This window comes from Aurantimonas sp. HBX-1 (assembly GCF_021391535.1).
GTDB lineage: Bacteria > Pseudomonadota > Alphaproteobacteria > Rhizobiales > Rhizobiaceae > Aurantimonas.
Window position 1 is genome coordinate 4,031,422 of record NZ_CP090066.1, and the last position, 24,909, is coordinate 4,056,330.

Here is a 24,909-nt window from a genome sequence, read left to right on the forward strand (position 1 = left end):
AATGTCGTCCTGCATGAAGTCCTCCGGCACGGTCACTCCGCCACGACCGCGAATGGGCTGCCGCCCGAATCCGGCCGCGCGCGAGAATGTGACCGGGCGACCCAGACCCGCAAGAGCGAGAGTAGGAGCTCGATGTCAACCGGCTTGGAGACATAATCCGAGGCCCCGGCCTCGAGGCACTTCTGGCGATCGCCGCGCATCGCCTTGGCGGTTACCGAAATCAGCGGGAGATCCTTGTGCCGGGGATATTTTCGGATCTCGCGGATGAGTTCGTAGCCGTCCATTTCCGGCATCATGATGTCGATCAGCGCGACATCGACGTCCGGGTTCTCCTCCAGGATCGACAGCCCCTCGCGCGCGCGCTCGGCGTGCAGCACGTGGATGCCGTGAATCTCCAGGGCACTGGTCAGCGAATAGATGTTGCGGATGTCGTCGTCGACGATGAGCACCTTGGCCCCGGACAGCATCCCGGTGTCGTCCATGGAGGTCGCGGCATCTTCGCCATCGTCTTCCCGCGACTGTTGCCGGACATCGAGGAACTTCTGGTAGAGCACGTCGAGATCCATGAGGATCCCGCCCGACTCCGCTGCCTCGGCGAGCGCGCCTGGCGATCCGGAGAACACGTGGATGGGAAGATGCCGGATCCGCGAATCGTGCCGCAGGAGGTCGAGCAGCACGAGGCCGTTCATGTCGGAGAGATCGATGTCCACCGCGAGCGCGTCGGGCTGAAGCTTTCGCGCCAGCGCCAGGGTTTCGGCGCCGCTGGTCGACACCACGCCCTTCAGTTCGGCCTTCCGCGCCAGTTCCAGCAGGAGCTTGGCGTGCGTGACGTCCTCCTCGACGATGAGGATGACGCGGTCCCCATGGGAGATCGCCCCGCGATCATCGGCCACTTCGAGCGCGCCGGCGAGCGGCGAGCTGATCTCGGCCGGCGGGGCCGCATCGCCGGCGAGATCGGGCGAGGCGTGGTCGGCCTCCTCGTCGACGGTCCGCAGCGGAATGTAGAGCGTGAAGGTCGAGCCTTCGCCGGGCCGGCTGCTGACATGGAGCTCGCCGCCCAAAAGACGGGCGATCTCGCGGCTGATGGAAAGGCCAAGACCGGTGCCGCCGTATTTGCGGCTGGTCGTGCCGTCGGCCTGCTGGAAGGCCTCGAAGATCAGCTTCTGCTTGTCGGGCGAGATGCCGATGCCGGTGTCGCTCACCGCGATGGAGAGCACGCCGGAGGCGGTGTTGAGCGCTGCATGGTCGCTGTTCCACCCGTCGTCGGCCATGCCGATCGCGATCGTGACCTCGCCGGCCGAGGTGAACTTGAAGGCGTTTGACAGCAGGTTGAGGACGATCTGCTGCAGCCGCTTCTCGTCGCTCCGCACCTTCTCCGGCACGTCGCTCGCCAGCGAAATCGTGAAGCCGAGATTCTTGTCGGCGGCGATCTGGCGGAACGTCCGCTCCATGTGCTGGGTCAGCTCGGCAAGCGAAATGTCCCCCACCTCGATCGACACCGTGCCGGACTCGATCTTCGACAGGTCGAGAATGTCGTTGATCAGGCTGAGAAGATCGGTGCCCGCCGAGTGGATCGTCCTGGCGAATTCCACCTGCTTGGCGTCGAGATTGCCCTGCTGGTTGCTGGCCAGCAGCTTGGAAAGGATCATCAGCGAGTTCAGCGGGGTCCGCAGTTCGTGGCTCATGTTCGCCAGGAACTCGGATTTGTAGCGGGAGGTCAGGGCAAGCTGCTCGGCCTTCTCCTCGAGCGCGCGGCGGGCCATCTCGATCTCGATGTTCTTGGCCTCCACCTGCTTCTTCTCGTTTTCCAGAAGCTGGGCCTTTTCCTGCATCTCCTCGTTGGTGGCGTGCAGCTCTTCCTGCTTGGTCGTCAGCTCGGTCTGGCGGGCCTGCAGCTCGGCTGTCAGCAGCTGGGACTGCTTCAGCAGATCCTCGGTGCGCATGGTGGCGGCGATCGTATTGAGAACGATGCCGACGGACTCCATCAGCTGGTTGAGGAACGACTGGTGCGACTCGCGGAATTCGCCGAACGAGGCGAGTTCGATGACGGCGCGGACCTCGTCCTCGAACAGGGCGGGCAGGATGATGACATTGGCCGGGTCGGCGCGGCCGAGACCCGAGGATATCTGCAGGAAGCCCGACGGCACGTCCTCGAGGAGGATGGCCCGCTTGTCCGCGGCGCTCTGCCCGATCAGGCCTTCGCGCAGCGCGACGTGGTGCTTGAGGTTCGCGACGTTCTCCGCGCCGTAGCTGGCGGCGAGTTCCAGATGCAGCGCGTCCTCTTCGCGGGTGGTGACGTAGAACACCCCGTATTGCGCGTTCACCAGCGGCGCCAGCTCGGACATGATCAGCGTCGAGACGGTCTTCAGGTCGCGCTCGCCCTGCAGCATGCGCGAGAAGCGGGCGAGGTTGGTCTTCAGCCAGTCCTGCTCGGCATTCTTCAGCGTCTGATCCTTGAGGTTGCGGATCATCTCGTTGATGTTGTCCTTCAGGACGGCCATTTCGCCCGACGCCTCGACCGCGATCGAGCGCGAGAGGTCGCCCTTGGTCACCGCGGTGGCCACATCGGCGATGGAGCGCACCTGGTTCGTCAGATTGGCCGCGAGCTGATTGACGTTGTCGGTCAGGTCGCGCCAGAGGCCCGCAGCGCCCGGCACGCGCGCCTGGCCGCCGAGCTTGCCCTCGATGCCGACCTCGCGCGCCATGTTGGTCACCTGGTCGGCGAAGGTCGCCAGCGTCTCGATCATGCCGTTGATCGTCTCGGCGAGCGTCGCGATCTCGCCCTTGGCGTCCACCGACAGCTTGCGCTTGAGGTTGCCCTCGGCGACGGCCGTCACGACGTCGGCGATGCCCCGCACCTGGTTGGTCAGGTTGGTCGCCATCAGGTTGACGTTGTCGGTGAGATCCTTCCAGGTGCCGGCGACGCCCTGCACCTGCGCCTGGCCGCCGAGCTTGCCCTCCGTGCCGACTTCGCGGGCGACGCGGGTCACTTCCGAAGCGAAGGAGTTCAGCTGGTCCACCATCGTGTTGATGGTGTCCTTCAGCTCGAGGATCTCCCCCTTCACGTCGACGGTGATCTTCTTCGACAGATCGCCGCGAGCCACCGCCGTGGTCACTTCCGCGATATTGCGGACCTGGCCGGTAAGGTTCTCGGCCATGGAATTGACGTTGTCGGTGAGGCCTTTCCAGGTGCCGGCGACACCGCGAACCTGCGCCTGGCCGCCGAGTTTGCCCTCCGTGCCCACCTCGCGCGCCACGCGCGTCACTTCCGAGGCGAAGGAGTTCAGCTGGTCCACCATCGTGTTGATGGTGTTCTTCAGCTCGAGAATCTCGCCCTTCACATCGACGGTGATCTTCTTCGACAGATCGCCCAGCGCCACGGCGGTGGTCACCTCCGCGATGTTGCGGACCTGGCCGGTCAGGTTCGCCGCCATCGCGTTGACGTTGTCGGTCAGGTCCTTCCAGGTGCCGGCGACGCCCTGCACCTGCGCCTGACCGCCGAGCTTGCCCTCGGTGCCCACCTCGCGCGCCACGCGCGTCACTTCCGAGGCGAAGGAGTTGAGCTGGTCCACCATGGTGTTGATGGTGTCCTTCAGCTCGAGGATCTCGCCCTTCACGTCGACGGTGATCTTCTTGGAGAGATCGCCGCGGGCCACCGCCGTGGTGACCTCGGCGATGTTGCGGACCTGGCCGGTGAGGTTCTCGGCCATGGAATTGACGTTGTCGGTGAGGTCCTTCCAGGTGCCGGCAACGCCCTGCACCTGCGCCTGGCCGCCCAGCTTGCCCTCCGTGCCCACCTCGCGCGCCACGCGCGTCACTTCCGAGGCGAAGGAGTTCAGCTGGTCCACCATGGTGTTGATGGTGTTCTTCAGCTCCAGGATCTCGCCCTTCACATCGACGGTGATCTTCTTCGAAAGATCGCCGAGCGCCACGGCGGTGGTCACTTCCGCGATGTTGCGCACCTGCCCGGTCAGGTTGGTCGCCATCGCGTTGACGTTCTCGGTCAGGTCCTTCCAGGTGCCGGCGACACCCTGCACCTGCGCCTGACCGCCGAGCTTGCCCTCGGTACCGACCTCGCGGGCGACGCGCGTCACCTCCGAGGCGAAGGAATTGAGCTGGTCCACCATCGTGTTGATGGTGTTCTTCAGCTCCAGGATCTCGCCCTTCACGTCGACGGTGATCTTCTTCGAAAGATCCCCCAGCGCCACGGCGGTGGTGACCTCGGCGATGTTGCGCACCTGCCCCGTCAGGTTGGTCGCCATCGCGTTGACGTTCTCGGTCAGGTCCTTCCACGTGCCGGCGACGCCCGGCACCTGCGCCTGACCGCCCAGCTTGCCCTCGGTGCCGACCTCGCGGGCCACGCGCGTCACTTCCGAGGCGAAGGAGTTCAGCTGGTCCACCATCGTGTTGATGGTGTTCTTCAGCTCCAGGATCTCGCCCTTCACGTCGACGGTGATCTTCTTCGAAAGGTCACCGAGCGCCACGGCCGTGGTCACTTCCGCGATGTTGCGCACCTGGCCCGTGAGGTTGGTCGCCATCGCGTTGACGTTCTCGGTCAGGTCCTTCCAGGTGCCGGCGACGCCCGGCACCTGCGCCTGGCCGCCGAGCTTGCCCTCCGTGCCGACTTCGCGGGCAACGCGCGTCACCTCCGAGGCGAAGGAATTGAGCTGGTCCACCATCGTGTTGATGGTGTCCTTCAGCTCCAGGATCTCGCCCTTCACGTCGACGGTGATCTTCTTGGACAGATCGCCGAGCGCCACGGCGGTGGTCACTTCCGCGATGTTGCGGACCTGCCCGGTCAGGTTCGTCGCCATCGCGTTGACGTTCTCGGTCAGGTCCTTCCAGGTGCCGGCGACGCCCTGCACCTGCGCCTGACCGCCCAGCTTGCCATCGGTGCCGACCTCGCGCGCCACGCGCGTCACCTCCGAGGCGAAGGAGGCGAGCTGCTCCACCATCGTGTTGACGATCTTGCCGATGCGCAGAAACTCGCCGCGCAAGGGACGACCGTCGATCTCCACCATCATGGATTGCGAGAGATCGCCCTTGGCGACCGCCCCGATGACGCGGGCCACCTCGGCGGTCGGCTGCACCATGTCCTGAATCAGCTCGTTGACCGAGCGTACGCTGGACTCCCACCCGCCGGACGCGTTGCGCACGCTGCCGCGCTCGGCGATGCGCCCGTCCTTGCCGACGAGCCGGCTGAGCCGCTCGAATTCGCCGGTGATCTGCTGGTTGATCTCGACGATTTCGTTGAAGGTCTGAGCGATCTCGCCGTCGATGCCGTCGTGATCTTCGGGCAGGCGAACGGAAAAGTCGCCGCGACGGAAGGTACGCAGTGCCGCAAGCAGCTTGCGGCGATCCATCTGGCCAGTCGTGACCTCGTTGTCCACCGGGTATTCTCCAACGTGATGGCACCGTCCGAAGGCCGGGGAGCCGAAGCAGATCAAGAAGCGGGGAGTGCGGTCACCGCTGCCTCCCGCGCAGCTCATGCAAGCACGATTGCGACCAAATGAAAGCCGCAAGCTTGTTTGCCGGGTCCGATCTATGGCCGTTTTCCACCAGCTTGACCACGCGCACCCTGCCTCTGCCGCCGCCTTGTGAAATCCTGCGTCAGCGGTTAACAGGCGAAGGCTCGAGCGGGCTTCCGTGAGAGAGCGCTGAAGCATTGCCGTGCTGACGGCGAGAAGTCTGCAGGGCAAGTGTCGGGGGTCGGGCCCGGGCCCGCATGCGCTGTCTCAGCCGACGGATGAGGCCTGATGAACCGTGAACTCAACGACTTTGTAGAGAGCTCCTTCCGGTCGATCTGGTCCGTCGAACTGCTGCTCCTGCTGTATCGCCAGCAGCGCAAATGGAGTGCGGAAGAGCTGGTGAGCGAACTTCGCAGCAGCGAGGTGGTGGTGACGCAGAGCATCGAGGCGCTGGTCGCCGGCGGCCTCGTCCTGGTCGAGGCCGACGGCCGCGTCTGCTACAGCCTCGCCGATCCGGCCAACGACCTTCTGGTCCAGCAGTTGAACGAACTCTACCGGAAAAGACCCGGCGCCGTGCGGAAGGTGATCGTCCAGAATCCCGCTGATCAGCTGCGGACCTTTTCCGACGCGTTCAGCTTCCGAAAGATATAACGATGGGCGGCAGCATCACCGTCGCGATATACATCCTGTGCCTGGCGACGAGCCTGACCTGCACCTATCTTCTGCTGCGCGCCTTTTACGAAACGCGGGCGAAGCTGCTGTTCTGGAGCGGCTTGTGCTTCGGATTTCTGGCGCTCAACAGCTTCGCCGTGGTTCTCGACATCGTCGTCTTCCCCAGCCTCGATTTCCAGCTGCTTCGTCATCTGGCGTCGCTGGGTGCGGTCAGTGTCCTGCTGGTCGGCTTCGTCTGGGACATCGAGTAGGACCGATCATGTTCGAATTCATGTCAGGCCTGATCGTCGCCGGCTTCCTGGTTTCGGGGCTCTTCTTCCTGCGTTTCTGGAAGCGCACGAGGGATTCGCTTTTCGTGGCCTTCGCGCTGGCCTTCTGGCTTCTCGCCCTGAACCAGACGCTCCTCGTCATGGCGGACATTCCCTATGAGGAGCGGAGCTGGATCTACCTGCTGCGGCTCGCGGCCTTCACCCTGATCATCGTCGCGATCATCCGGAAGAACCGGCGCGCATAGGTCGCTGGCCGCCAGGCCATCCGGATTGATCCGGATGGCGCGTTCCGGGGAGACGACGATCGGTGCCAGTTCGGTAACCGCCCGCTTCTCCCCTCAGGCTCCCTTGCGGATCGCGGCAGCCGCCCTCGCCGCGTCGCCCGTCACTCCGCCGCGGTGACGCGGCGGGCAGCCGCGGTCGCCGCGCTGTCCACCCCGCCCGAAGCCAGCTTGTAGAAGCGCCGGATCGCAAGATGGGCGGACCGGATGTCCAGATTGACCGCCCAGCGCGCCGCCGCCTGGTCGCGCCGCGCCACGGCGTCGATGGCGTCGTCGTGGATGTGGATGCCGGTGTTGAACAGCCGGTCGAACAATACCTCGTCCTTGCGCGCGGAAGCGACGATCGGCCCCGTCCGCAGCCACAGGGTGGAGATGATGTCGAGCAGCTGCGGGTAGCCCGCGGCGCGGTAGAGCTCGAAATGGAAGGCCTGGTTGCCGGCCAGCGCCGCCTCGAAGTCGCCGGCCGCAAGCGCCACCCCGATGCTCTCGTTGTGCCGCTTGAGCGCGTCAATGAGCGCCGGGTTCTTCGGCGCGGCCGCGGCGCGCTCGGCCGCATAGCCTTCGAGCTGCATGCGGATGCGGATGTAGTTCTCGTGATCGGTAGCCAGATAGGGAAACACCCGCAGGCTGCGCGGCCCCGACTGCTCGAAGGCGCGCTCGGCGATCAGCCGCGCCACCGCGTCGCGCACCGGCATCGGGCTGGTGCCGAGCACCTCGGCAAGGCCGCGGATCGACACCTGTTCGCCCGGCAGGAATTCGCCCCGGAGCAGCCCAAGTCGCAGGCTCTGGTAGACCCGCTCCTGCACCGTCGTGACGTCGACCGGTGCAAGCGTGCGCTTTTTCCTCGGTGTTTCTAGGGTATCCACGTGCTCGGGGCCTCGCTGGGCTGTCGAAGGGAGATCTGCGGCCGTGGCGGACAGCCGGTGCGCCGCCGGTACGCCGCGCCTCTTGGACGAGGGGAAGGTTGTCGCCCTCCGTATTGTACGTTCCACGCCGGGCGCAGGCAAAGCCTTCCCGGCGGAACCTGCCTTTCGGCCGGTGTGATCACACATCTAATATCTTTACGGGCCGGAAGCGATATGGTTAGACTGCGTTTCGTGCCCGAGGAGGGCGCCCTCTTCCGACCGACTGGGCGGAGCGGCGCTGGCACGCCGGCAGTCAATCCTGGGAGGAGAACCATCATGAAACATCTTGCTCTATTCGCGGCCACGTCCGCAGTGACCCTCATGGCGACGGCGCTGCACGCCGAGCCCCTGAAGATCGGCATCATCGAGAGCCTCTCGGGCGCCCAGACCTCCACGGGGCGGCTCTATGCCAATGCCGTGAAGTACCAGGTCGACCGGATCAACGAGGCCGGCGGCTTCAACGGCGAGCCGATCACCGTCACCGAATACGACAATGCCGGCGGCGCCCCCGACGCGGCCAACAAGTTCCGCCAGGCCGTCGCCGACGGCGTCGATATCATCTTCCAGGGCGCCTCGTCGGCCATTGCCGGCCAGCTCACCGAGGACGTGCGCAAGCACAATCTGCGCAACCCGGGCGAGGAGGTGATGTTCATCAATCTCGGCGGCGAGGCGATGGAGCTGACCGGCGACAAGTGCCAGTTCTACCATTTCCGCTTCACCACCACGGCGCCGATGCGGGTCAACGCCTTGGTCAGCGCGATGAAGGAAGCCGGCGACCTCGGCACCAAGGTCTACTCGATCAACCAGAACTATTCCTGGGGCCAGGACATGCAGGCGGCGACCGCCGCGGCGGCCGAGACCGGCGGCTACGAGGTTGTCGACGAGGTCCTGCACGACGTCAACAAGATCCAGGATTTCGCGCCCTTCGTCGCGCGCATCAAGGCGGCGGGCCCCGACACGGTCTTCACCGGCAACTGGTCGAACGACCTCTTGCTGCTGATGAAGGCCGTCGGCAACGCCGGCCTCGACGTGACCTTCGCCACCGCCTTCCTGGACCAGCCGGGCAACATCGCCAATGCCGGCGACACGGCGCTCGGCCACTACATCGCCAACAATTACGACAATGCCGCCGGCAGCGAGGAATTCGCCGAGACCTACAAGGCGGCGACGGGCCACTACCCGGTGTTCGTCGAGGCCCACACCGTGTTCGCCGTGGCCGCGCTCCAGCAGGCGCTCGGCACGCTCGACTTCGGCGGCGGCGACATCGACGTCACCGACATCGCGCTCGCGCTGGAGGACACGACCTACGAGACCCCGGTCGGGCCGGTCTCGGTCCGCAAGGAGGACCACCAGACGATCCGTCCGGTGGTGGTGTCGAAGGTCGTCGAGAACGCAAAATATCCGGCAGACGATACCAATATGGGCTTCGAGACCGTGAAGATCGTCCCGGCCGAAGAGGCGATCTATCCGGTGCAGGAAAGCTGCAATATGGAACGTCCGGAGGGCTGACCGCCCCGTCCCCGGGGTCCGGCCGGCGCCTGCCGCCAGCCGGACCATCCCTGCCGTTCCTGTGCCGGAAGCCCCATGGAATTCGCGATCATCTCCGCGCTCAACGGCGTGACCTATGGACTCCTGCTGTTCATGGTGTCGGCCGGCCTCACGCTGATCTTCGGCATGATGGGCGTGCTCAACTTCGCCCACGCCTCGTTCTACATGCTGGGCGCCTACGTGGCCTATGCGGTGTCGTCGGTCTTCGGCTTCTGGGTCGGGCTGCTCGTCGCGCCGGTCTTCGTCGGCATCGTCGGCATGGGCGTCGAGCGCTTCCTGCTGCCGCGGGTCCACGCCCACGGCCACGCGCACGAACTGCTGTTGACCTTCGGCCTGGCGCTGATCATCGAGGAGCTGATCAAGCTGTTCTTCGGCGACTTCCCGGTGAACTACCAGATGCCGGAGGGGCTGCGCTTCTCGGCCTTCAGCATCTTCGGATCCGACTATCCCTTCTACCGGCTTTTTATCGGCGCCGTCGCCGTCGTGATGTTCGCCGTGCTGTGGCTGCTCTTGACGCGGACCCGCACCGGCATCGTCGTGCGCGCCGCCGAGCGGCTGCCCGCCATGGCCGAGGCGCTCGGGCACAACATCCCGATGGTGTTCATGTTCGTCTTCGGCACCGGCGCGGCGCTGGCGGGCCTCGCAGGCGCCGTGGCGGGCGCCTTCTACCCGACCAATCCGAACATGGGCCTCGAGCTCGGCGTGATCGTCTTCGTGGTGGTCGTCGTCGGCGGGCTCGGCTCGCTCAAGGGCTCGCTGGCGGCCTCGCTGCTGATCGGCCTGTTCTCCTCCTTCGCGGTGGGTCTCGACTGGTCGCTGGCCAGCCTGTTCGGCCTCGTCGGGCTCGGCGACTGGGCCCGCTCGCTCGGCGGGCTGATGACGCTGGAGCTGTCCTCGGTCAGCGCCACCATCCCCTTCGCGCTGATGCTGATCGTCCTGCTGGTCCGCCCGGCAGGCCTCATGGGCGAGCGCAACTGACATGGTCCCGATGCGAAAACTCCTCGCCCCGGTCGGCATCCTGCTGCTGCTGGTCGCCGTGCCGCCCTTCCTCGACATCAGCTGGCAGAACGCCCTGGTCAACGTCCTGATCGCCAGCCTCTTCGCGCTCGCCTTCAACCTGTTGATCGGCCAGGCGGGGCTCTTGTCCTTCGGCCACGCCGCCTATTTCGGCGTCGGCGCCTTCGCGGCGCTGCATCTGATGATCGCCGTCGAGGACGGGCTGCCCTTCCCGACGCCGCTCCTGCCGCTCGCCGGCGCCGCCGCAGGGCTCTTCGTCGGCCTCATCGCCGGCTATTTCTCGACGATGCGCTCGGGGGTCTATTTCGCGCTGGTGACGCTGGCGATCGCCGAGCTCTTCCATTCGCTGGCGCCGCGCCTCGAGAACCTGTTCGGCGGCGAATCCGGCATCGCCTCGATGCGCATGCCCTGGCAGGGCCTGACCTTCGGCTCGATGCTGGAGGTCTACTATCTGACGCTGTTCTGGGTGGTGGCCTGCGGGCTGGGGCTGTGGGCCTACACGCGGACGCCCTTCGGCCGACTGACGCTGGCGCTGCGCGACAACGAGCAGCGCGTGCGCTTCCTCGGTTACAACGCCCATGCCTCGAAGGTGGTCATCTTCGCCGTCTCGGCGATGGTCACCGGCGTCGCCGGGTCGCTGCAGGCGATCTCCAACGAGACCGCGAACTACTCGCTGTTCGCCACCGACGTCTCGGCGCAGGTGGTGCTGCAGACCTTCGTCGGCGGCTCCACGGTGTTCTTCGGCCCGGTCATCGGCGCGACCGCCTTCACGCTGTTCTCCTTCCTGGTCTCCGACCTCACCCGCTCCTGGGTCTTCTACCAGGGCCTGATCTTCGTCCTGGTGATGCTCTACATGCCGACCGGCATCGGCGGCGTGGCGTACCACCATATCCGCAACCGCAGGCGGCTCGACTGGTCGCACCTGGCCGGCCCCTATCTCCTGGCCCTCGTGGGCGGGCTGATGATTACCGCCGGCATCGTCTTCCTGACCGAGACCGTGGCCGTGCTGTTCGGCGAGGATTACGCCCGGATCCGCGAGGCCGCCGAGGGTGAGCTGCCGGCCTTCGAACTGTTCGGCAGCAGCTGGGACCCGGCCGGCGTCGTGACCTGGCTGATCCCGTTCCTCCTGCTCCTGGTGGGCGGCGCGATCCTGGTGCGGGCCCGCCGCCGGATCGATGCGATCTGGAGCCGACCGGACCGGAGCAAAGCCGGGGCGGGCGAGCCCGCCCTGCTGGGAGGTGCAGAATGAGCGCGACGACAGACCGCCCGGCGCTGCGCCTGGCAGGCGTGAGCAAGTCGTTCGGCCCGATCGAGGTGCTCAAGAGCCTCGACCTCGACATAAGGCCGGGCGAGCGCCACGCGGTGATCGGCCCTAACGGCGCCGGCAAGTCCACCTTGTTCAACCTGATCTCGGGCCTGTTCCCGCCGTCCGCCGGCGAGATCTCGCTCAACGGGCGGAGCATCGCGGGCCTGTCGCCGCACCGGATCAACCGGGCCGGCCTCGCCCGGTCCTTCCAGATCACCAACATCTTCCACCGGCTCAGCGTCTTCGAGAATCTGCGCATCGGCGTGCTGGCTCGTCACGGCGTCCGTTTCGGCCTGTTCCGCTCCGTCGCCGCGATGCGGCAGGTGAACGAGGAGACGGCGGAGGTGCTGGGCCGCGTCGGCCTTGCGGCACGGGGCGACGACCTCGCCGGGGACCTCAGCTACTCCGAGCAGCGCGCGCTGGAGATCGGCATGACGCTGACCACCGGCGCCGAGGTGATCCTCCTCGACGAGCCCACTGCCGGCATGTCCCGGGAAGAGACCGCCCAGGCGGTCGAACTCATCCGCTCGGTCACCGAGGGCAAGACGCTGCTGATGGTCGAGCACGACATGAGCGTCGTGTTCAGCCTCTGCGACCGCGTCTCGGTGCTGGTCTACGGCAACATTCTGGCGACCGACATTCCCGCGCGCATCAGCGCCAACCGCGCGGTCCAGGAAGCCTATCTCGGCGTGGAGGCGGCATGAGCCTGCTCGAAGTCAAAGGGCTGCACGCCCATTACGGCAAGAGCCACATCCTGCACGGCATCGACATGGAGGTGCCGGAAGCCGCCATCGTCTCGCTGCTCGGCCGCAACGGCTCGGGACGGTCGACGCTGCTGAAGGCGATGATGGGGCTGGTGCCGCCCACCGCCGGCACGGTGACGCTGGACGGGCGGCCGCTCGCCGGCAAGCGGCCCTACGACATCTGCCGCCAGGGCATCGGCTACGTGCCGGAGGAGCGGCTGGTCTTCCCCAACCTGACAGTCGAGGAAAACCTCGCGATGGGCGGCCAGAAGGGTGCGCCGGGCGCGCATCGCTGGTCGATCGCCGAAATGTACGACTACTTCCCCCGGCTGAAGGAGCGGCGGGCGATCCGCGCCGGCTATCTCTCCGGCGGCGAGCAGCAGATGCTGACGATCTGCCGCTCGCTGCTCGGTAATCCCCGCGTGCTGCTGATCGACGAGCCGACCGAGGGCCTGGCGCCGAAGATCGTCGAGGTGGTGATGGCGGTGATCCTCGACATCGGCCGCCGCGGCGTCGCGGTGGTGCTGGTCGAGCAGAAGCTGACCATCGCCCTCAAGGTCGCCCAGAAGGTCATGGTCATGGGCCATGGCGAACTGGTCTTCCACGGCACCCCCGCCGAACTCGAGGCGGCGCCGGACGTGCGCCGCAACTGGCTCGAAGTGGCCTGACATGGCCGCCCCTTTCCGACCCCTGCGACGAGACCAAGCATGAGCATGATCGAACGGATGCGGCCGCGGCCCGGCCTCCGGGTACTGGTCACCGCCGGCGCCTCGGGCATCGGTGCCGCCATCACCCGGGCGTTTCTCGAGGCCGGCGCCAGGGTGCTGATCTGCGACATAGACGCGGACGCGCTCGCAGCCTTCGCCGGCGAGCACCCCGCGGTGACGACGCTGCGCGCCGACGTCTCGAGCGAGGCCGAGGTGGACGCGCTGCTGGATGCCGCCGCCGAACGGCTCGGCGGTCTCGACGTGCTGGTGAACAATGCCGGCATCGCCGGGCCCACCGGCGCCATCGACGAGATCCCGCTGGAGGAGATCCGCCGCACCCTCGACGTCGACCTGATGGGCCAGTTCCTGGTGCTGCGCCGGGCCGCCCCGCTGCTGCGCCAAAGCGAGGCCGGCGCGATCATCAACATCTCTTCGGTGGCCGGACGGCTCGGCTATGGCCTGCGCACGCCCTATTCCGCGGCGAAATGGGGGATCGTCGGCCTGACCGCGAGCCTTGCCAAGGAGATGGGCCCGGACGGCATCCGCGTGAACGCGATCCTGCCCGGCGTCGTCCGCGGCGCCCGCATCGAGGGCGTCATCCGCGACCGCGCCGAGGCGTCGGGCGTCAGCTACGCGGCGATGGAGGCGCAGTACCTCGCGAACATCTCGCTGCGCCGCATGGTCGAACCCGAGGACGTCGCCGGCATGGCGCTGTTCCTCTGCTCGCCCGCCGGGGCCAACATCTCCGGCCAGGCGATCAGCGTCTGCGGCAATCTCGAAACCATCTGATCCTCCGAAGAGCGACAAGACCCATGGCAAAGCCGTCCCGCAAGGTCATCATCACCTGCGCCATCACCGGCGGCATCCACACGCCGAGCATGTCGCCGCATCTGCCGGTCACCGCCGACGAGATCGCCGCGCACGCGATCGGCGCCGCCGAGGCCGGCGCCGCGATCCTGCATCTGCACGCCCGCAACCCGGAAGACGGCCGGCCGACGCAGGACCCCGAGGCCTTCGCCCGCTTCCTGCCGCGCATCAAGCAGAGCACCGACGCGGTGCTGAACCTCACCACCGGCGGCAGCCCGGTCATGCAGGTCGAGGAGCGGCTGCAGCCGGCGCTGAAGTTCGCCCCGGAAGTCGCGTCGCTGAACATGGGGTCGATGAATTTCGGCCTGTTCCCGATGCTCGGCCGCTACGAGAAGTTCCAGCACGCCTGGGAGCCGGAATATCTGGAGAAGACCCGCGACGTGGTCTTCCGCAACACCTTCAAGGACATCGAGTACATCCTCCAGTCCTGCTCGGACAACGGCACCCGCTTCGAGTTCGAGTGCTACGACACCAGCCATCTCTACAACCTGGCGCATTTCCTCGACCGCGGGCTGGTGACCGGGCCGCTCTTCGTGCAGTCGGTGTTCGGCATCCTCGGTGGCATCGGCACGCATGCCGAGGACGTCGCGCACATGCGGCGCACCGCCGACCGGCTGTTCGGCAAGGACTATGTCTGGTCGGTGCTGGGAGCGGGACGCCATCAGATGCCGATCACCACGCTCGCCGCGGCGATGGGCGGCAATGTCCGGGTCGGGCTCGAGGACTCGCTCTGGGACGGCCCGGGGCGGCTCGCCGAGACGAACGCCGCGCAGGTCAGCCGCGTCAGGCAGGTGCTCGAAGGGCTGGGGCTCGAGGTCGCGACGCCCAAGGAGGCCCGCGCCATGCTGGCGCTGAAGGGCGGCGACCAGGTGAATTTCTGAGCCGCACGAGACGGGAACGAACATGACGAGCGAATTCGACGGACGCGTGGCCCTCGTGACGGGGGCCGGGACCGGCCTCGGCCGCTGCCACGCGCTGGCGCTGGCCCGCGCCGGCGCCAAGGTGGTGGTCAACGACATCGCCGGCCCGGACGGCACGGCGGGCGCCGCGGCGCTGGCGGTGGTGGCGGAGATCGCGGCGCTGGGCGGCGAAGCGGTGGCCGAGCCCGCCGACGTCTCCTCCTTCGCCGACGTCGAGGCGATGGTGGCGCGCGTCGCGGATCGCTGGGGCCGCGTCGACATCCTCGTCAACAATGCCGGCATCCTGCGCGACCGCTCCTTCGCCAAGATGGAGATGGCGGATTTCGAGACGGTCGTGGCGGTGCATCTCACCGGCTCGGCGCATTGCTGCCGCGCGGTGTGGGACCTGATGCGCGAGCAGGGCTACGGGCGGATCGTGCTGACCACCTCCAGCTCCGGCCTCTACGGCAATTTCGGACAGGCCAACTACGCCGCCGCCAAGGCGGGGATGATCGGCCTGATGGCGACGCTGCAGCAGGAAGGCGCGAAATACGGCATCCGCGTCAACTGCCTCTCGCCGATCGCCGCCACGGGCATGACCGAGGGGCTGCTCGCCCCGGCCGACGCCGCCCGGCTGACGCCGGAAGCGGTGTCGCCCGCGGTGGTCTTCATGGCCTCCGAAGCCGCACCCACCAAGACGATTATCGGCGCCGGAGCCGGGGTCTTCTCGGTGGTGCACGTCGTGGAATCCGAGGGCGTCTATCTGCCGCCCGAGGCCCGCAGCCCGGCCGACTTCGCCAAGGCCTTCGCCCGGATGTCGGACCTCTCGACCGCGCGCCCGATCGACACCGGCTTCGACCAGGCCAAGCGGTTCACCGCGACGGCGAACCGCGCCCGGTCGGTGCCCGCCTGAAACGAGACCGACCACGAAGGTCGGCAGAGGAGAGCAGGACACGGAACGCGGCGCGGGGGAGGACCGCCCGCCTTCCGACTTTCATCAAGGGAGGAAACCCATGCAGAATTGTCTCGCACGAAGCGCCGCCCTGGCGCTCCTCGGCGTCGGCGCCCTGGCGATCCCGGAGGCGTCGGCGCAGTCCGACCCCGGCGCCGCATGCACCGACCTGCGCAACGAGGTGTTCGCCGCCGGACACGTGACCTCGGCGCGCGTCGTCGAGGCCGCCGGCACCGCGCCCGCCTATTGCGAAGTCCGCGCCATTGCCCTGCCGGCCATCAACATCGAGGTACGCCTGCCGCTCGAGGGCTGGAACGGCAAGCTCTACCAGGTCGGATGCGGGGGCTTCTGCGGCATCCTCGGCCGCGGCGACGACGACGGCGGCTTCGTCAATGCGACGGGGCCCGGCATCGCGCGGGGCTATGCCACCGCCACGTCGGACAGCGGCCATCACGGCCTCTCCGTGGTCGACGCCAGCTGGGCGGCCGCGAATCCGGATGCCGAGCGCGACTGGGGCTGGCGCTCGATCGGGGAGACCAACCGCGTCGCGCAGGCGATGATCGAGGCCTTCTACGGCAAGCCCTCCGGCGACGCGATCTTCCAGGGCTGCTCCACCGGCGGCCGCATGGCCAACATGGCGGCGCTGCGCTACCCGGAGATGTTCCAGGGGATCATTTCGGGCGCCCCGGCCCTCGACGAGACCGGCCTTGCCGGCGCTGGCCTCGCCTGGATCGTCCAGGCCAATACCGGGCCGGACGGCGAGCAGATCCTGAATACCGACAAGGTCGACCTGATCGGCGACGAGGTCATGCGCCAGTGCGACGGCGCCGACGGGGCGGAGGACCGGGTGATCGCCGATCCCCGCCAGTGCGCCGTCGACCTCTCGTCGATCGCCTGCAAGGATGGCGCCGCCGGCGGCCAGTGCCTCACGCCGGCCGAACGGGCGGTCGTCGAGAAGTGGCGGGAGGCGCCGGTCGACTCCGCTGGCAAGACGCTCTTTCCCGGCGGCATACCGGAGGGCTCGGAGCCGTTCTGGCCCACCTGGCTGACCGGCACGAAGGCCGGCGCGCCGGCCCTCAATCCGCTCTTCGCGAAGAATTTCGGGGCCTACATGGCCTTCACGGACGATCCCGGCGCGTCCTACGAGACGACCGACTTCGACTTTGACCGCGACCCCGGCCGCATGACGGAAGCCGCGGCGATGTACAATTCCGACGATCCGGACATCTCCGCCTTCCGCGACGCCGGCGGCAAGATGATCGTCTGGCACGGCTGGGCCGACGCGATCGTCTCTCCCTACAAGACCATCGCCTGGCACGAGGCGGCGGAGAAGGCGGCGGGCGGCGCCGAGGCACTGGGCGCGTTCGTCCGCCTGTTCATGGTCCCCGGTCTCGACCATTGCGGCATCGCCCCGGGCGCCGGCGGCATCAGCCAGGCCGATCTCGACCCGCTTGGCGCGCTGGAAGGCTGGATGGAAAGCGGCAAGGCGCCGGCGACCATCATGGCCGGCGACTGAGCGGGGCGCGCCAGCACATCAGGGCGAGGGCGCCGAGCGCCCCGCCCTGCCGGGATCAGCCCTCCTTGCCCGGTTCGCGGGCCTCCAGCACGCGTCTGAGACGCCGGTCGCGATCCTCGGCCACCGCGCGCACCGGGCGGTCGGCATAGCAGCGCTCGACCGCCTCGGTGACGCGGGCCTGCAGCGCCGAGTCCGGCACCGGCGTTCCCAGGTCGCTCCAGAGCTTCTCCTGCATCGGCGCGAACATCTCCCAGAAGCCCTCCATGCCCCTGTCGCCGCCCGCGAGGCGATAGGTCAGGAGCGGGCCCATCAGCGCCCAGCGCGGGCCGGGTCCCTCGCTGACCGCCCGGTCGATGTCCTCCGCCGTCGCGACGCCGCTTTCCAGGAGGTGGATCGCCTCGCGGAAGATCGCGGCCTGCAGCCGGTTGGCGATGTGTCCGTAGATTTCCTTCTGCAGCCGGACCGGGACCTTGCCGAGAGAAGCATAGAAGCGCTCCGCGGTGGCGAGCGCGGCCTCGTCGGTCTTCGCGCCGCCCGCCAGTTCGACCAGCGGCACCAGATGCGGCGGGTTGAAGGGATGGCCGAGCACCACACGGCCGGGATGGGCGCAGGCGCTCTGCATGTCGGTGACCGAGATTGCCGACGAGCTCGATGCGATCACGACATGCTCCGGCGTCGCCGCATCGATGCGGCGCATCAGCTCGATCTTGGCGTCGAGCCGCTCGATGGCGTTTTCCTGGACGAAGTCCGTGCCCTCGCAGGCCGATTCCAGCTCCGGCGAAAAGCGCAGCGTGCCGCGCCTGCCGCGCCGCAGCACCGCGTCCGGCAGCGACGGCCAGAAACGCTCGACCGCGTCATGCAGCGCCGCTTCGGCGCCCGGCCGGATGTCGGTCGCCGCCACGTCGATTCCGTGCGCCAGGAACAGGCAGGTCCAGCTCGCCCCGATGATCCCGGTGCCGACCACGGTGACCGTTCCGATCGCTGGCTGTTCCACGTCGCTGCTCCTGTCTGCGCGGGCGCCGTCGGACCGGCTTCATGGCAGCCGGAACGACGGATGAAGCCACGGGCGTAGCACGGGGAACGGCGGCGCCGAAGCGTCCGGGCCATGATTTTGGGGGGCGTGCCGCCCGCGAAATATCATCGCCCGCGCCGGCGGCGCACGCTTCGCCACCGACGTCGTGCAGCGGAGCGGCTTCGGCGCGGCTAATGCGGGCTGGAGAGCTTCATCATCACCAGGCCGAGAACGATCAACGCACCGGCGGCAAGGCGCATCGGCGTGACGGATTCGCCGAGCACGACGATCCCGACCAGGAAGGCGCCGACGGCGCCGATGCCCGTCCAGATCGTGTAGGCGGTGCCGAGCGGCAGCGTCTTCATCGAGACCGACAGCAGCCCGAAGCTGGCCGCCATCACCAGCAGCGTGACCACGGTCGGCCAGAACAGGGTGAACCCCTCGGAGCGCTTCATGAAATACGCCCAGACGACTTCCAGCACTCCGGCGGCGACGAGAAAGATCCAGGCCATGGTCCAACCCTTGCATCAGGGCCGGGTCGTCCCGGACGCTTGTTTCGGTCGCTGCGCCAGGTCGTCCTGCGCGACCGTGAAATGCGTGGTCGGGCGCCGGTTTGCAAGGCCATCCGGCGCCGGCCGGCGCGTCCGGCCATCGGGCGGCGGGCTGGCGACGGACCGCGCGGGCCGGCGACCGCCGCGCATGCGGCTCGATGCGGATTGACCCGGGCGGAACCTGGCGAAACGATGCTAGGACTTCTCGAAGGGACACCGCCGCGCCGGCGGTGCCGGAGGCCCGATGTTCCTGAGCGTATTCGACATCTTCAAGATCGGCATCGGCCCGTCGAGCTCGCACACGATGGGCCCGATGCTGGCCGCCGGCCGCTTCCTCGAGGCCTTGCGGCAGGGCGATGGCCCCGTCGCGGGTTCGGGGCCCGCGGCGCGGATCGAGGCGACGCTGCACGGCAGCCTCGCCTTCACCGGCAAGGGGCACGGCACCGACCGCGCCGTGGTGCTCGGGCTGCTCGGCTTCCGCCCGGAGGATTTCGAGCCGGAACGCGCCGCCGAGCGGGAGGCCGACCTCGCCGCCACCGGGCAGATCGTCGTGCCGGGCCTCGGGCCAGTCGGCTTCGACGGCCTCGACGGCGTCGTCTTCGACTACGGTCCTCCCCTGCCCGGCCATGCCAACGGGCTGGTGCTGCGCGCCTTCGACGCCGCCGGCGGGCTGCATCGGGCGGAAACCTATTATTCGGTCGGGGGTGGCTTCGTGCTGACCGAGCGCGAGCTCGCGACGGCCGGAATGCGCGGCGACGACGCGGCGGCGGACCGGCCGTTTCCCTTCGCCAGCGCCGCCGAGATGCTGCGCATGGGAAGGCTGTCGGGCCTGCGGATCGCCGAGATGAAGCGCGCGAACGAGGCGGCGGGCGGCATCGGCGAGGGGCTCGACGCCGGGCTCGACCGGATCTGGGCTGTCATGGACGATTGCATCGACCGCGGCCTGCGCACCGAGGGCACGCTGCCCGGCGGGCTGAACGTCAGGCGGCGCGCGCCGGCCATCCACCGCGCCCTGATCGCCGAGCGGGGCAGCAATTCCACCCAGCCGCACGCGGTCAACGACTGGCTGTCGATCTACGCCATGGCGGTCAACGAGGAGAACGCCGCCGGCGGGCGGATCGTCACCGCGCCGACCAATGGCGCCGCGGGCGTGCTGCCGGCGGTGATCCGCTACTATCGCGATCACTGCGTCGGCGCCCACCACGAGGGGATCCGCGACCTGCTGCTCACCGCCGCCGCGGTCGGCGGCATCATCAAGACCAATGCCTCGATCTCCGGCGCCGAGGTCGGATGCCAGGGGGAAGTGGGCTCCGCCGCCGCCATGGCGGCGGCAGGGCTCTGCGCGGCGCTCGGCGGCAGCAACGCCCAGGTCGAGAACGCCGCCGAGATCGCGCTGGAGCATCATCTCGGCATGACCTGCGATCCGGTGCGCGGCCTCGTCCAGGTGCCCTGCATCGAGCGCAACGGCCTCGGCGCCATCAAGGCCGTCGCCGCGGCCTCGCTGGCGCTGCGCGGCGATGGCAACCACGTCATCCCGCTCGACAACTGCATCGAGACGATGCGCCAGACCGGCCTCGACATGCACACCCGCTACAAGGAAACGAGCCTCGGCGGCCTCGCGGTCAACCTGCCGGAATGCTGATGGTGCATGATTCCGGACCCGCGTTCGGGGCAAAACCCTGGAACCAGTTTCTGGATGTTGGATGCGCTGGAACGTCGCAAGAGCCGCGGCGACCCCGATACAGTCGGGCAGTCGCGAACCTCTTTTGATCTTGCGGAAACTCCTGCATCTCAGCGTCTGAGAGAGGATTGGTGCCCAGGAAAGGACTCGAACCTTCACGCCTCGCGGCACACGGACCTGAACCGTGCGCGTCTACCAATTCCGCCACCTGGGCACGGCGCGGACCATTAGAAGCTGGGCCGGTCCCTGTCAACGCGGTTTCTGCGGATCGGCGAAACAGCGGCGCCGCGACGCCGGCCGCCGGCATGGGCACGGCCCGGGGCGGGCTGGCGCCGGCGGGCCGGAATGCCGCAACGAGCCGCGCAGCGTTTCGCCTTCACCTCCTCCGGCGAACCGGCTATGACCGCGCCAAAGGGTTGCCGCCACGCGGCAGGCCGGGTGATCGAAGGAGCGGGTGCGCGATGGCTGTCGATACGAACAAGACGGTGGCGGTGTTCGGCGGGTCGGGCTTCATCGGCCGCTACGTGGTGCGCTCGCTCGCCAAGCGCGGCCACCGCATCCGCGTCGCCTGCCGCCGGCCGGATCTCGCCTATCACCTGCAGCCGAACGGCAATCTCGGCCAGATCATGCCGATCCAGGCGAATCTGCGCTATCCGTGGTCGATCGAGCGGGCGGTCGAGGGCGCCGACCATGTGGTCAATCTCGTCGGCATCCTCGCCGAGAGCGGCAAGCAGCGCTTCGACGTGCTGCAGGCCGAGGGGGCGCGGCGGGTCGCCGAGGCAGCGCGCGGCGTCGGCGCCGGCATGACGCAGATCTCGGCGATCGGCGCGGATCCGCAGGGCGACACCGCCTATGCCCGCACCAAGGCGCTGGGCGAACAGGCGGTGCTCGAGACGATCCCCGGCGCCACGGTGATCCGGCCGTCCATCGTGTTCGGGGCCGAGGACCAGTTCTTCAACCGCTTCGCCGACATGGCGCGGTTCTCACCGTTCCTGCCGCTGATCGGCGGCGGCCACACGCGCTTCCAGCCGGTCTTCGTCGGCGACGTCGCGGAGGCGATCGCGGCGACGGTGGACGGGCTGGTGCCGGGCGGCCGCGCCTACGAGCTGGGCGGGCCGGAAGTACTTACCTTCCGGGAGATGATGGAGGAGATGCTGCGGATCATCGGCCGCAGGCGCCGCTTCCTGACCATCCCGTTCGGCGCCGCCGGCACGATGGCCAATGTCATGCGCTACCTGCCGGGCGCGCCGCTGACGCCCGACCAGGTGCGCCAGCTGCGCCACGACAACGTCGTCTCCGACGCCGCCGAGGCGGAGGGCCGCACGCTGGCGGCCTTCGGGATTCGCGGCCACACGCTCGAGGCGGTGCTGCCGACCTATCTCGTGCGGTTCCGCCCGCAGGGACAGTTCACCCAGCCGCAGCCCCAGGCCGGCGGTCTCGGCCGCGACGATTCCGACGAGCGCGGCTGAGGCCCGGCCGGACCGATGCCGTTGCTGCCGCCGGAGCTCGGCGCCGCCGGCGCCGCGATCCTCGTCGTCACCAGCTTCTGCACCTCGGCGCTGACCGCCGCCTTCGGCCTCGGCGGCGGCCTGTCGCTGCTCGCCGTGATGACCGCCTTCCTGCCGGTGGCGGTGCTGATCCCGCTGCACGGTATCGTCCAGCTGGCGTCGAATGGCGGCCGCGTCATCGTCCAGCGCCGCGGCGTCGCCTGGCGGGCGCTGCCGCCCTTCCTGCTCGGCGGGGCGATCGGGGCGCTGATCGGCGCCCGCTTCGTCGTGGCGCTGCCGGAATCGGCGCTGCAGATCGCGATCGGCCTGTTCATCCTCACCGTCACCTTCGTGCCGATCCCGCGGCTGGGGGCGCTCGGCTTCGGCGGCTTCGCGCTGACCGGGGCGGTGACGACCTTCCTGTCGATGTTCTTCGGCGCCACGGCGCCGATCATGGCGGCGGTGTTCGCGCAGACCTTCCGGGAGCGGCAGACGGTGGTGGCGACGCTGGCGGCGGTGACCGCGATCCAGCACGCGCTGAAGGCGATCGCCTTCTTCGCCATAGGGGTCGTGCTGTGGCCCTACGCGGCGCTGCTGGCGGCGATGATCGCCACCGGCTTTCTCGGCACGCTGGCCGGCACGGCGGCCCTGCGGCGGCTCGACGATCGCTATTTCCGGGTGGGGCTGCGGGTGATCCTGGCGGTGCTCGCGCTCGACCTGATCCGCCGCGGCGTTTTCGGCCTCGTCTGAGCCGCGCCGCTTCTACTGCCCGTCGGGCATGCCGTGGTCGGTGACCCGGTCGCCGCGGTCGCCGGCGACGCCGTCGGTGGCCGGCGACAGGGTCAAGAGCAGCACCATGCCGACGAGACCGACGCCGATACGCCACCAGGCGAAGGGCGCGAAGCCGTGCCGCGAGACGAAGTCGAGCAGCCGGCGCACCACGAACAGGGCCGCCAGGAAGGCCGCCACGAAGCCGATGGCCACCAGCCAGAGATCGTCCACCGACAGCAGCTGGTGGTTCTTGGCGAGGTCGTAGGTGAAGGCGCCGAGCATGGTCGGCATGGCGAGGAAGAACGAGAACTCCGCCGCCGAGCGCTTGTCGGTCCCCATCAGCAGCGACCCGGCGATGGTGGCGCCCGAACGCGACGTGCCGGGAATCAGCGCCAGGCACTGGAACAGCCCGATCTTCAGGCAGAGCGACAGCGGATAGTCCATGACGTCGTCGTAGCGCACCTTGCGCGGCGTGCGGTCGATGACCAGCAGCAGGATGCCGCCGACGATCAGCGCCACGCAGATCACCATCGGCGACTCGAACAGCACCGTCTTGATGAAGTCGTGGCCGAGCGCGCCGAGAAACGCCGCCGGCAGGAAGGCGAGGGCGATCCCCGCCACGAAGCGCCGGCTCCGGGCGCTGGAGGGCAGGCTGAGGAACAGCTGCCACAGACGGGCGAAATACACCGACAGGATGGCGAGGATCGCGCCGAGCTGGATCAGCACCTCGAAGCTGCGGGCCGTCGAATGGAAGCCGAGGAAGTGGCCGAGCAGCAGGATATGGCCGGTCGAGGAAACCGGGATGAACTCGGTCAGGCCCTCGGTGACACCGAGGATGACGGCGTCAAGGATCGCTTTGATGTCCATTCTGGTCCCGTGCTGGCAGGGTCACGCCGGTCTAGCGCCGATGGCTGGGCCGAGCCTGTCGCCGGGGCGTCGTGCCCGGCATGCGGCGCGGCAGCCGCGCCCGGCGCCGCTTTGGCCGTCTTTCGCTGCGATTGCAACGGCTTTGCATGGGGCCGTGACACTGCTATGTCGCGGGCATCGCAGCCGAACGGGCGTTCAGACTTAGTTGACGCATTGCTGCGACGATCCTCGGGGAGCGGCCTCAGCCTGCCGCCATTCCTTGCATTCACGCACGCGCCGGTCCGGACGCGCGCCCGGCCGAGAGCCCGCCCGCCTTCATGCTCAAGCTCTACCACCACCCGATGTCCGCCGCCTCGCGCTTCGCGCGGCTCGTCCTCGGGGAATACGGCGAGCGGGTGGAACTCGTCGAGGAACGGCCGTGGGAGAAGCGGCGCGACTTCCTCGCCCTCAATCCGGCGGCGACGCTGCCGGTGATGATCGAGGACGAGGGCCCGGCGATCGTCGGGGCCAGCGTCGTCGGCGAATATCTCGACGAGACCCGCGGCGTGTTCCAGCGCGACAAGCGGCTGATGCCGGAAAAGCCGATCGAGCGCGCGGAATCGCGGCGGCTGACGGAATGGTTCCTGGTCAAGCTCGACGGCGAGGTGACGCGCTATCTGGTGCGCGAGCGGGTATTCAAGCTGGAGATGCGGCCGGAGGCCGGGGGCGGGCCGCCCGACGCCTCGGCGATCCGCGCCGCCAGGGCCAATCTCAAGCATCATCTGCGCTATCTCGGCTGGCTGGCGGAAAGCCGCGACTGGCTGGCCGGTCCCCGCCTTTCCTATGCCGACATCGCGGCAGCCGCCGCCATGTCGATCCTCGACTATCTCGGCGAGGTCGCCTGGGACGAGGAGCCGGCCGCCAAGGACTGGTACATGCGGCTGAAGTCGCGCCCCTCCTTCCGGCCGCTGCTGACCGAGCGCATCCGCGGCCTGCCGCCGGTGCACCACTACACCCAGCTGGATTTTTGAGGCGGCGCCAGGCACCAGCCGACCCGCGGGGCACGCGCCTCGCGTTCCCGGCGCGCCGGCACCGCGCCCGGCGCCTATCGGGCGAGGATCCGCAACTCCTGCGAACGTCCTTCGTCGACCGTCACGTCCTGCTCCAGCAGCCGGCCGTCGCTGCCCGGCGTCTTGAGCGTGTAGGTGCCGCTTTCCAGGTCGTCGAACTGGTAGTAGCCCTGCCCGTCGGTGACCTGGCTTTCGCAACCGCCTCCGGCCTTGTCGCAGAGCTCGACCGGCTGGTTGGGCAGCGGTCGCGGCTCATCGTCCTGCGGCGCGGCCAGCACGTCGCCATAGAGGTCGCCGGCTGCCGCCGGGGGCGATCCGAGCGGCAGCCATGCCGCCATGAT

22 protein-coding genes and 1 tRNA gene are annotated in these 24,909 nt (G+C 68.4%); 16 read left to right on the top strand and 7 right to left on the bottom strand.

The annotated features are described in order from the left end of the window. Positions 1 to 32: 32 nt before the first annotated feature. On the bottom strand, positions 33 to 5,363 hold the full coding sequence (locus LXB15_RS19060; protein WP_233953253.1) for a HAMP domain-containing protein: 5,331 nt from the start codon (positions 5,361 to 5,363) through the stop codon (positions 33 to 35). 393 nt (positions 5,364 to 5,756) lie between these two features. Here LXB15_RS19060 and LXB15_RS19065 point away from each other — a divergent pair, with 393 nt between their 5' ends. From LXB15_RS19065 to LXB15_RS19075, 3 genes are read left to right on the top strand one after another with little or no spacing between them, the layout of a single operon-like run. Further along, positions 5,757 to 6,119: a hypothetical protein gene (locus LXB15_RS19065; RefSeq protein ID WP_233949936.1), complete on the top strand. Its 363-nt coding sequence runs from the start codon at positions 5,757 to 5,759 to the stop codon at positions 6,117 to 6,119. 2 nt (positions 6,120 to 6,121) lie between these two features. After that, positions 6,122 to 6,391, top strand: coding sequence for a DUF5985 family protein (locus LXB15_RS19070; RefSeq protein WP_233949937.1), 270 nt, complete (start codon positions 6,122 to 6,124; stop codon positions 6,389 to 6,391). A gap of 8 nt (positions 6,392 to 6,399) precedes the next feature. Next, positions 6,400 to 6,654 carry a DUF5985 family protein gene (locus tag LXB15_RS19075; RefSeq protein ID WP_233949938.1) on the top strand — a complete coding sequence of 85 codons (255 nt, stop codon included), beginning with the start codon at positions 6,400 to 6,402 and terminating at the stop codon, positions 6,652 to 6,654. Positions 6,655 to 6,794: 140 nt separating this feature from the next. Here the strand turns inward: LXB15_RS19075 and LXB15_RS19080 are convergent, their stop codons facing one another. Continuing rightward, positions 6,795 to 7,556: a GntR family transcriptional regulator gene (locus LXB15_RS19080; RefSeq protein ID WP_233949939.1), complete on the bottom strand. Its 762-nt coding sequence runs from the start codon at positions 7,554 to 7,556 to the stop codon at positions 6,795 to 6,797. A gap of 315 nt (positions 7,557 to 7,871) precedes the next feature. Here LXB15_RS19080 and LXB15_RS19085 point away from each other — a divergent pair, with 315 nt between their 5' ends. The 9 genes from LXB15_RS19085 to LXB15_RS19125 all read left to right on the top strand — a co-directional run bounded on the left by LXB15_RS19085 (position 7,872) and on the right by LXB15_RS19125 (position 17,150). After that, complete coding sequence (locus tag LXB15_RS19085; protein WP_233949940.1) at positions 7,872 to 9,104, top strand: branched-chain amino acid ABC transporter substrate-binding protein; 1,233 nt, start codon at positions 7,872 to 7,874, stop codon at positions 9,102 to 9,104. Between the two features lie 75 nt (positions 9,105 to 9,179). Beyond that, complete coding sequence (locus LXB15_RS19090) at positions 9,180 to 10,121, top strand: branched-chain amino acid ABC transporter permease (protein WP_233949941.1); 942 nt, start codon at positions 9,180 to 9,182, stop codon at positions 10,119 to 10,121. A 10-nt stretch (positions 10,122 to 10,131) separates the two neighbouring features. Next, on the top strand, positions 10,132 to 11,409 hold the full coding sequence (locus tag LXB15_RS19095; RefSeq protein ID WP_233949942.1) for a branched-chain amino acid ABC transporter permease: 1,278 nt from the start codon (positions 10,132 to 10,134) through the stop codon (positions 11,407 to 11,409). Then, positions 11,406 to 12,170 (top strand): ABC transporter ATP-binding protein, encoded by a 765-nt coding sequence (locus tag LXB15_RS19100; RefSeq protein ID WP_233949943.1) that lies wholly within the window; start codon positions 11,406 to 11,408, stop codon positions 12,168 to 12,170. The genes LXB15_RS19095 and LXB15_RS19100 overlap by 4 nt, the downstream gene beginning before the upstream one ends. Further along, positions 12,167 to 12,877 carry an ABC transporter ATP-binding protein gene (locus tag LXB15_RS19105; protein ID WP_233949944.1) on the top strand — a complete coding sequence of 237 codons (711 nt, stop codon included), beginning with the start codon at positions 12,167 to 12,169 and terminating at the stop codon, positions 12,875 to 12,877. Before LXB15_RS19100 ends, LXB15_RS19105 begins: the two co-directional genes overlap by 4 nt. A gap of 39 nt (positions 12,878 to 12,916) precedes the next feature. Next, positions 12,917 to 13,705, top strand: a complete 789-nt coding sequence (locus LXB15_RS19110) for an SDR family oxidoreductase (protein WP_233949945.1) — start codon at positions 12,917 to 12,919, stop codon at positions 13,703 to 13,705. A 23-nt stretch (positions 13,706 to 13,728) separates the two neighbouring features. Next, positions 13,729 to 14,664 (top strand): 3-keto-5-aminohexanoate cleavage protein, encoded by a 936-nt coding sequence (locus LXB15_RS19115; protein ID WP_233949946.1) that lies wholly within the window; start codon positions 13,729 to 13,731, stop codon positions 14,662 to 14,664. A 22-nt stretch (positions 14,665 to 14,686) separates the two neighbouring features. Then, positions 14,687 to 15,595 carry an SDR family NAD(P)-dependent oxidoreductase gene (locus LXB15_RS19120; protein ID WP_233949947.1) on the top strand — a complete coding sequence of 303 codons (909 nt, stop codon included), beginning with the start codon at positions 14,687 to 14,689 and terminating at the stop codon, positions 15,593 to 15,595. 100 nt (positions 15,596 to 15,695) lie between these two features. Continuing rightward, positions 15,696 to 17,150: a tannase/feruloyl esterase family alpha/beta hydrolase gene (locus LXB15_RS19125; RefSeq protein ID WP_233949948.1), complete on the top strand. Its 1,455-nt coding sequence runs from the start codon at positions 15,696 to 15,698 to the stop codon at positions 17,148 to 17,150. 55 nt (positions 17,151 to 17,205) lie between these two features. On the opposite strand, the gene LXB15_RS19130 is transcribed toward LXB15_RS19125, so the two are convergent. Both LXB15_RS19130 and LXB15_RS19135 read right to left on the bottom strand, forming a co-directional pair. Continuing rightward, a complete protein-coding gene (locus tag LXB15_RS19130; RefSeq protein WP_233949949.1) occupies positions 17,206 to 18,144 on the bottom strand; it encodes a 3-hydroxyacyl-CoA dehydrogenase NAD-binding domain-containing protein in 939 nt (312 codons plus the stop codon). Between the two features lie 209 nt (positions 18,145 to 18,353). Next, positions 18,354 to 18,674, bottom strand: a complete 321-nt coding sequence (locus LXB15_RS19135) for a multidrug efflux SMR transporter (RefSeq protein ID WP_233949950.1) — start codon at positions 18,672 to 18,674, stop codon at positions 18,354 to 18,356. A gap of 283 nt (positions 18,675 to 18,957) precedes the next feature. On the opposite strand from LXB15_RS19135, the gene LXB15_RS19140 reads away from it, so the two are divergent. Continuing rightward, entirely contained in the window at positions 18,958 to 20,355 is a 1,398-nt protein-coding gene (locus LXB15_RS19140; RefSeq protein ID WP_233949951.1) for an L-serine ammonia-lyase, read from the top strand. Between the two features lie 168 nt (positions 20,356 to 20,523). Here LXB15_RS19140 and LXB15_RS19145 read toward each other — a convergent pair. Further along, positions 20,524 to 20,608 (bottom strand) — tRNA-Leu (locus LXB15_RS19145). A 247-nt stretch (positions 20,609 to 20,855) separates the two neighbouring features. On the opposite strand from LXB15_RS19145, the gene LXB15_RS19150 reads away from it, so the two are divergent. Together LXB15_RS19150 and LXB15_RS19155 are read left to right on the top strand one after the other, a co-directional pair. Beyond that, the gene (locus LXB15_RS19150) at positions 20,856 to 21,863 is read left to right on the top strand and encodes a complex I NDUFA9 subunit family protein (protein WP_233949952.1); all 1,008 of its coding nucleotides are present in this window, start codon (positions 20,856 to 20,858) and stop codon (positions 21,861 to 21,863) included. A 15-nt stretch (positions 21,864 to 21,878) separates the two neighbouring features. Next, positions 21,879 to 22,631, top strand: coding sequence for a sulfite exporter TauE/SafE family protein (locus LXB15_RS19155; protein ID WP_233949953.1), 753 nt, complete (start codon positions 21,879 to 21,881; stop codon positions 22,629 to 22,631). Between the two features lie 12 nt (positions 22,632 to 22,643). On the opposite strand, the gene LXB15_RS19160 is transcribed toward LXB15_RS19155, so the two are convergent. Beyond that, a complete protein-coding gene (locus LXB15_RS19160) occupies positions 22,644 to 23,519 on the bottom strand; it encodes an undecaprenyl-diphosphate phosphatase (protein ID WP_233949954.1) in 876 nt (291 codons plus the stop codon). 317 nt (positions 23,520 to 23,836) lie between these two features. Between LXB15_RS19160 and LXB15_RS19165 the strand changes: the two genes are divergently transcribed. Continuing rightward, positions 23,837 to 24,529, top strand: a complete 693-nt coding sequence (locus tag LXB15_RS19165) for a glutathione S-transferase family protein (protein ID WP_233949955.1) — start codon at positions 23,837 to 23,839, stop codon at positions 24,527 to 24,529. 74 nt (positions 24,530 to 24,603) lie between these two features. On the opposite strand, the gene LXB15_RS19170 is transcribed toward LXB15_RS19165, so the two are convergent. After that, entirely contained in the window at positions 24,604 to 24,906 is a 303-nt protein-coding gene (locus LXB15_RS19170; protein WP_233949956.1) for an SdrD B-like domain-containing protein, read from the bottom strand. Positions 24,907 to 24,909: the final 3 nt, after the last annotated feature.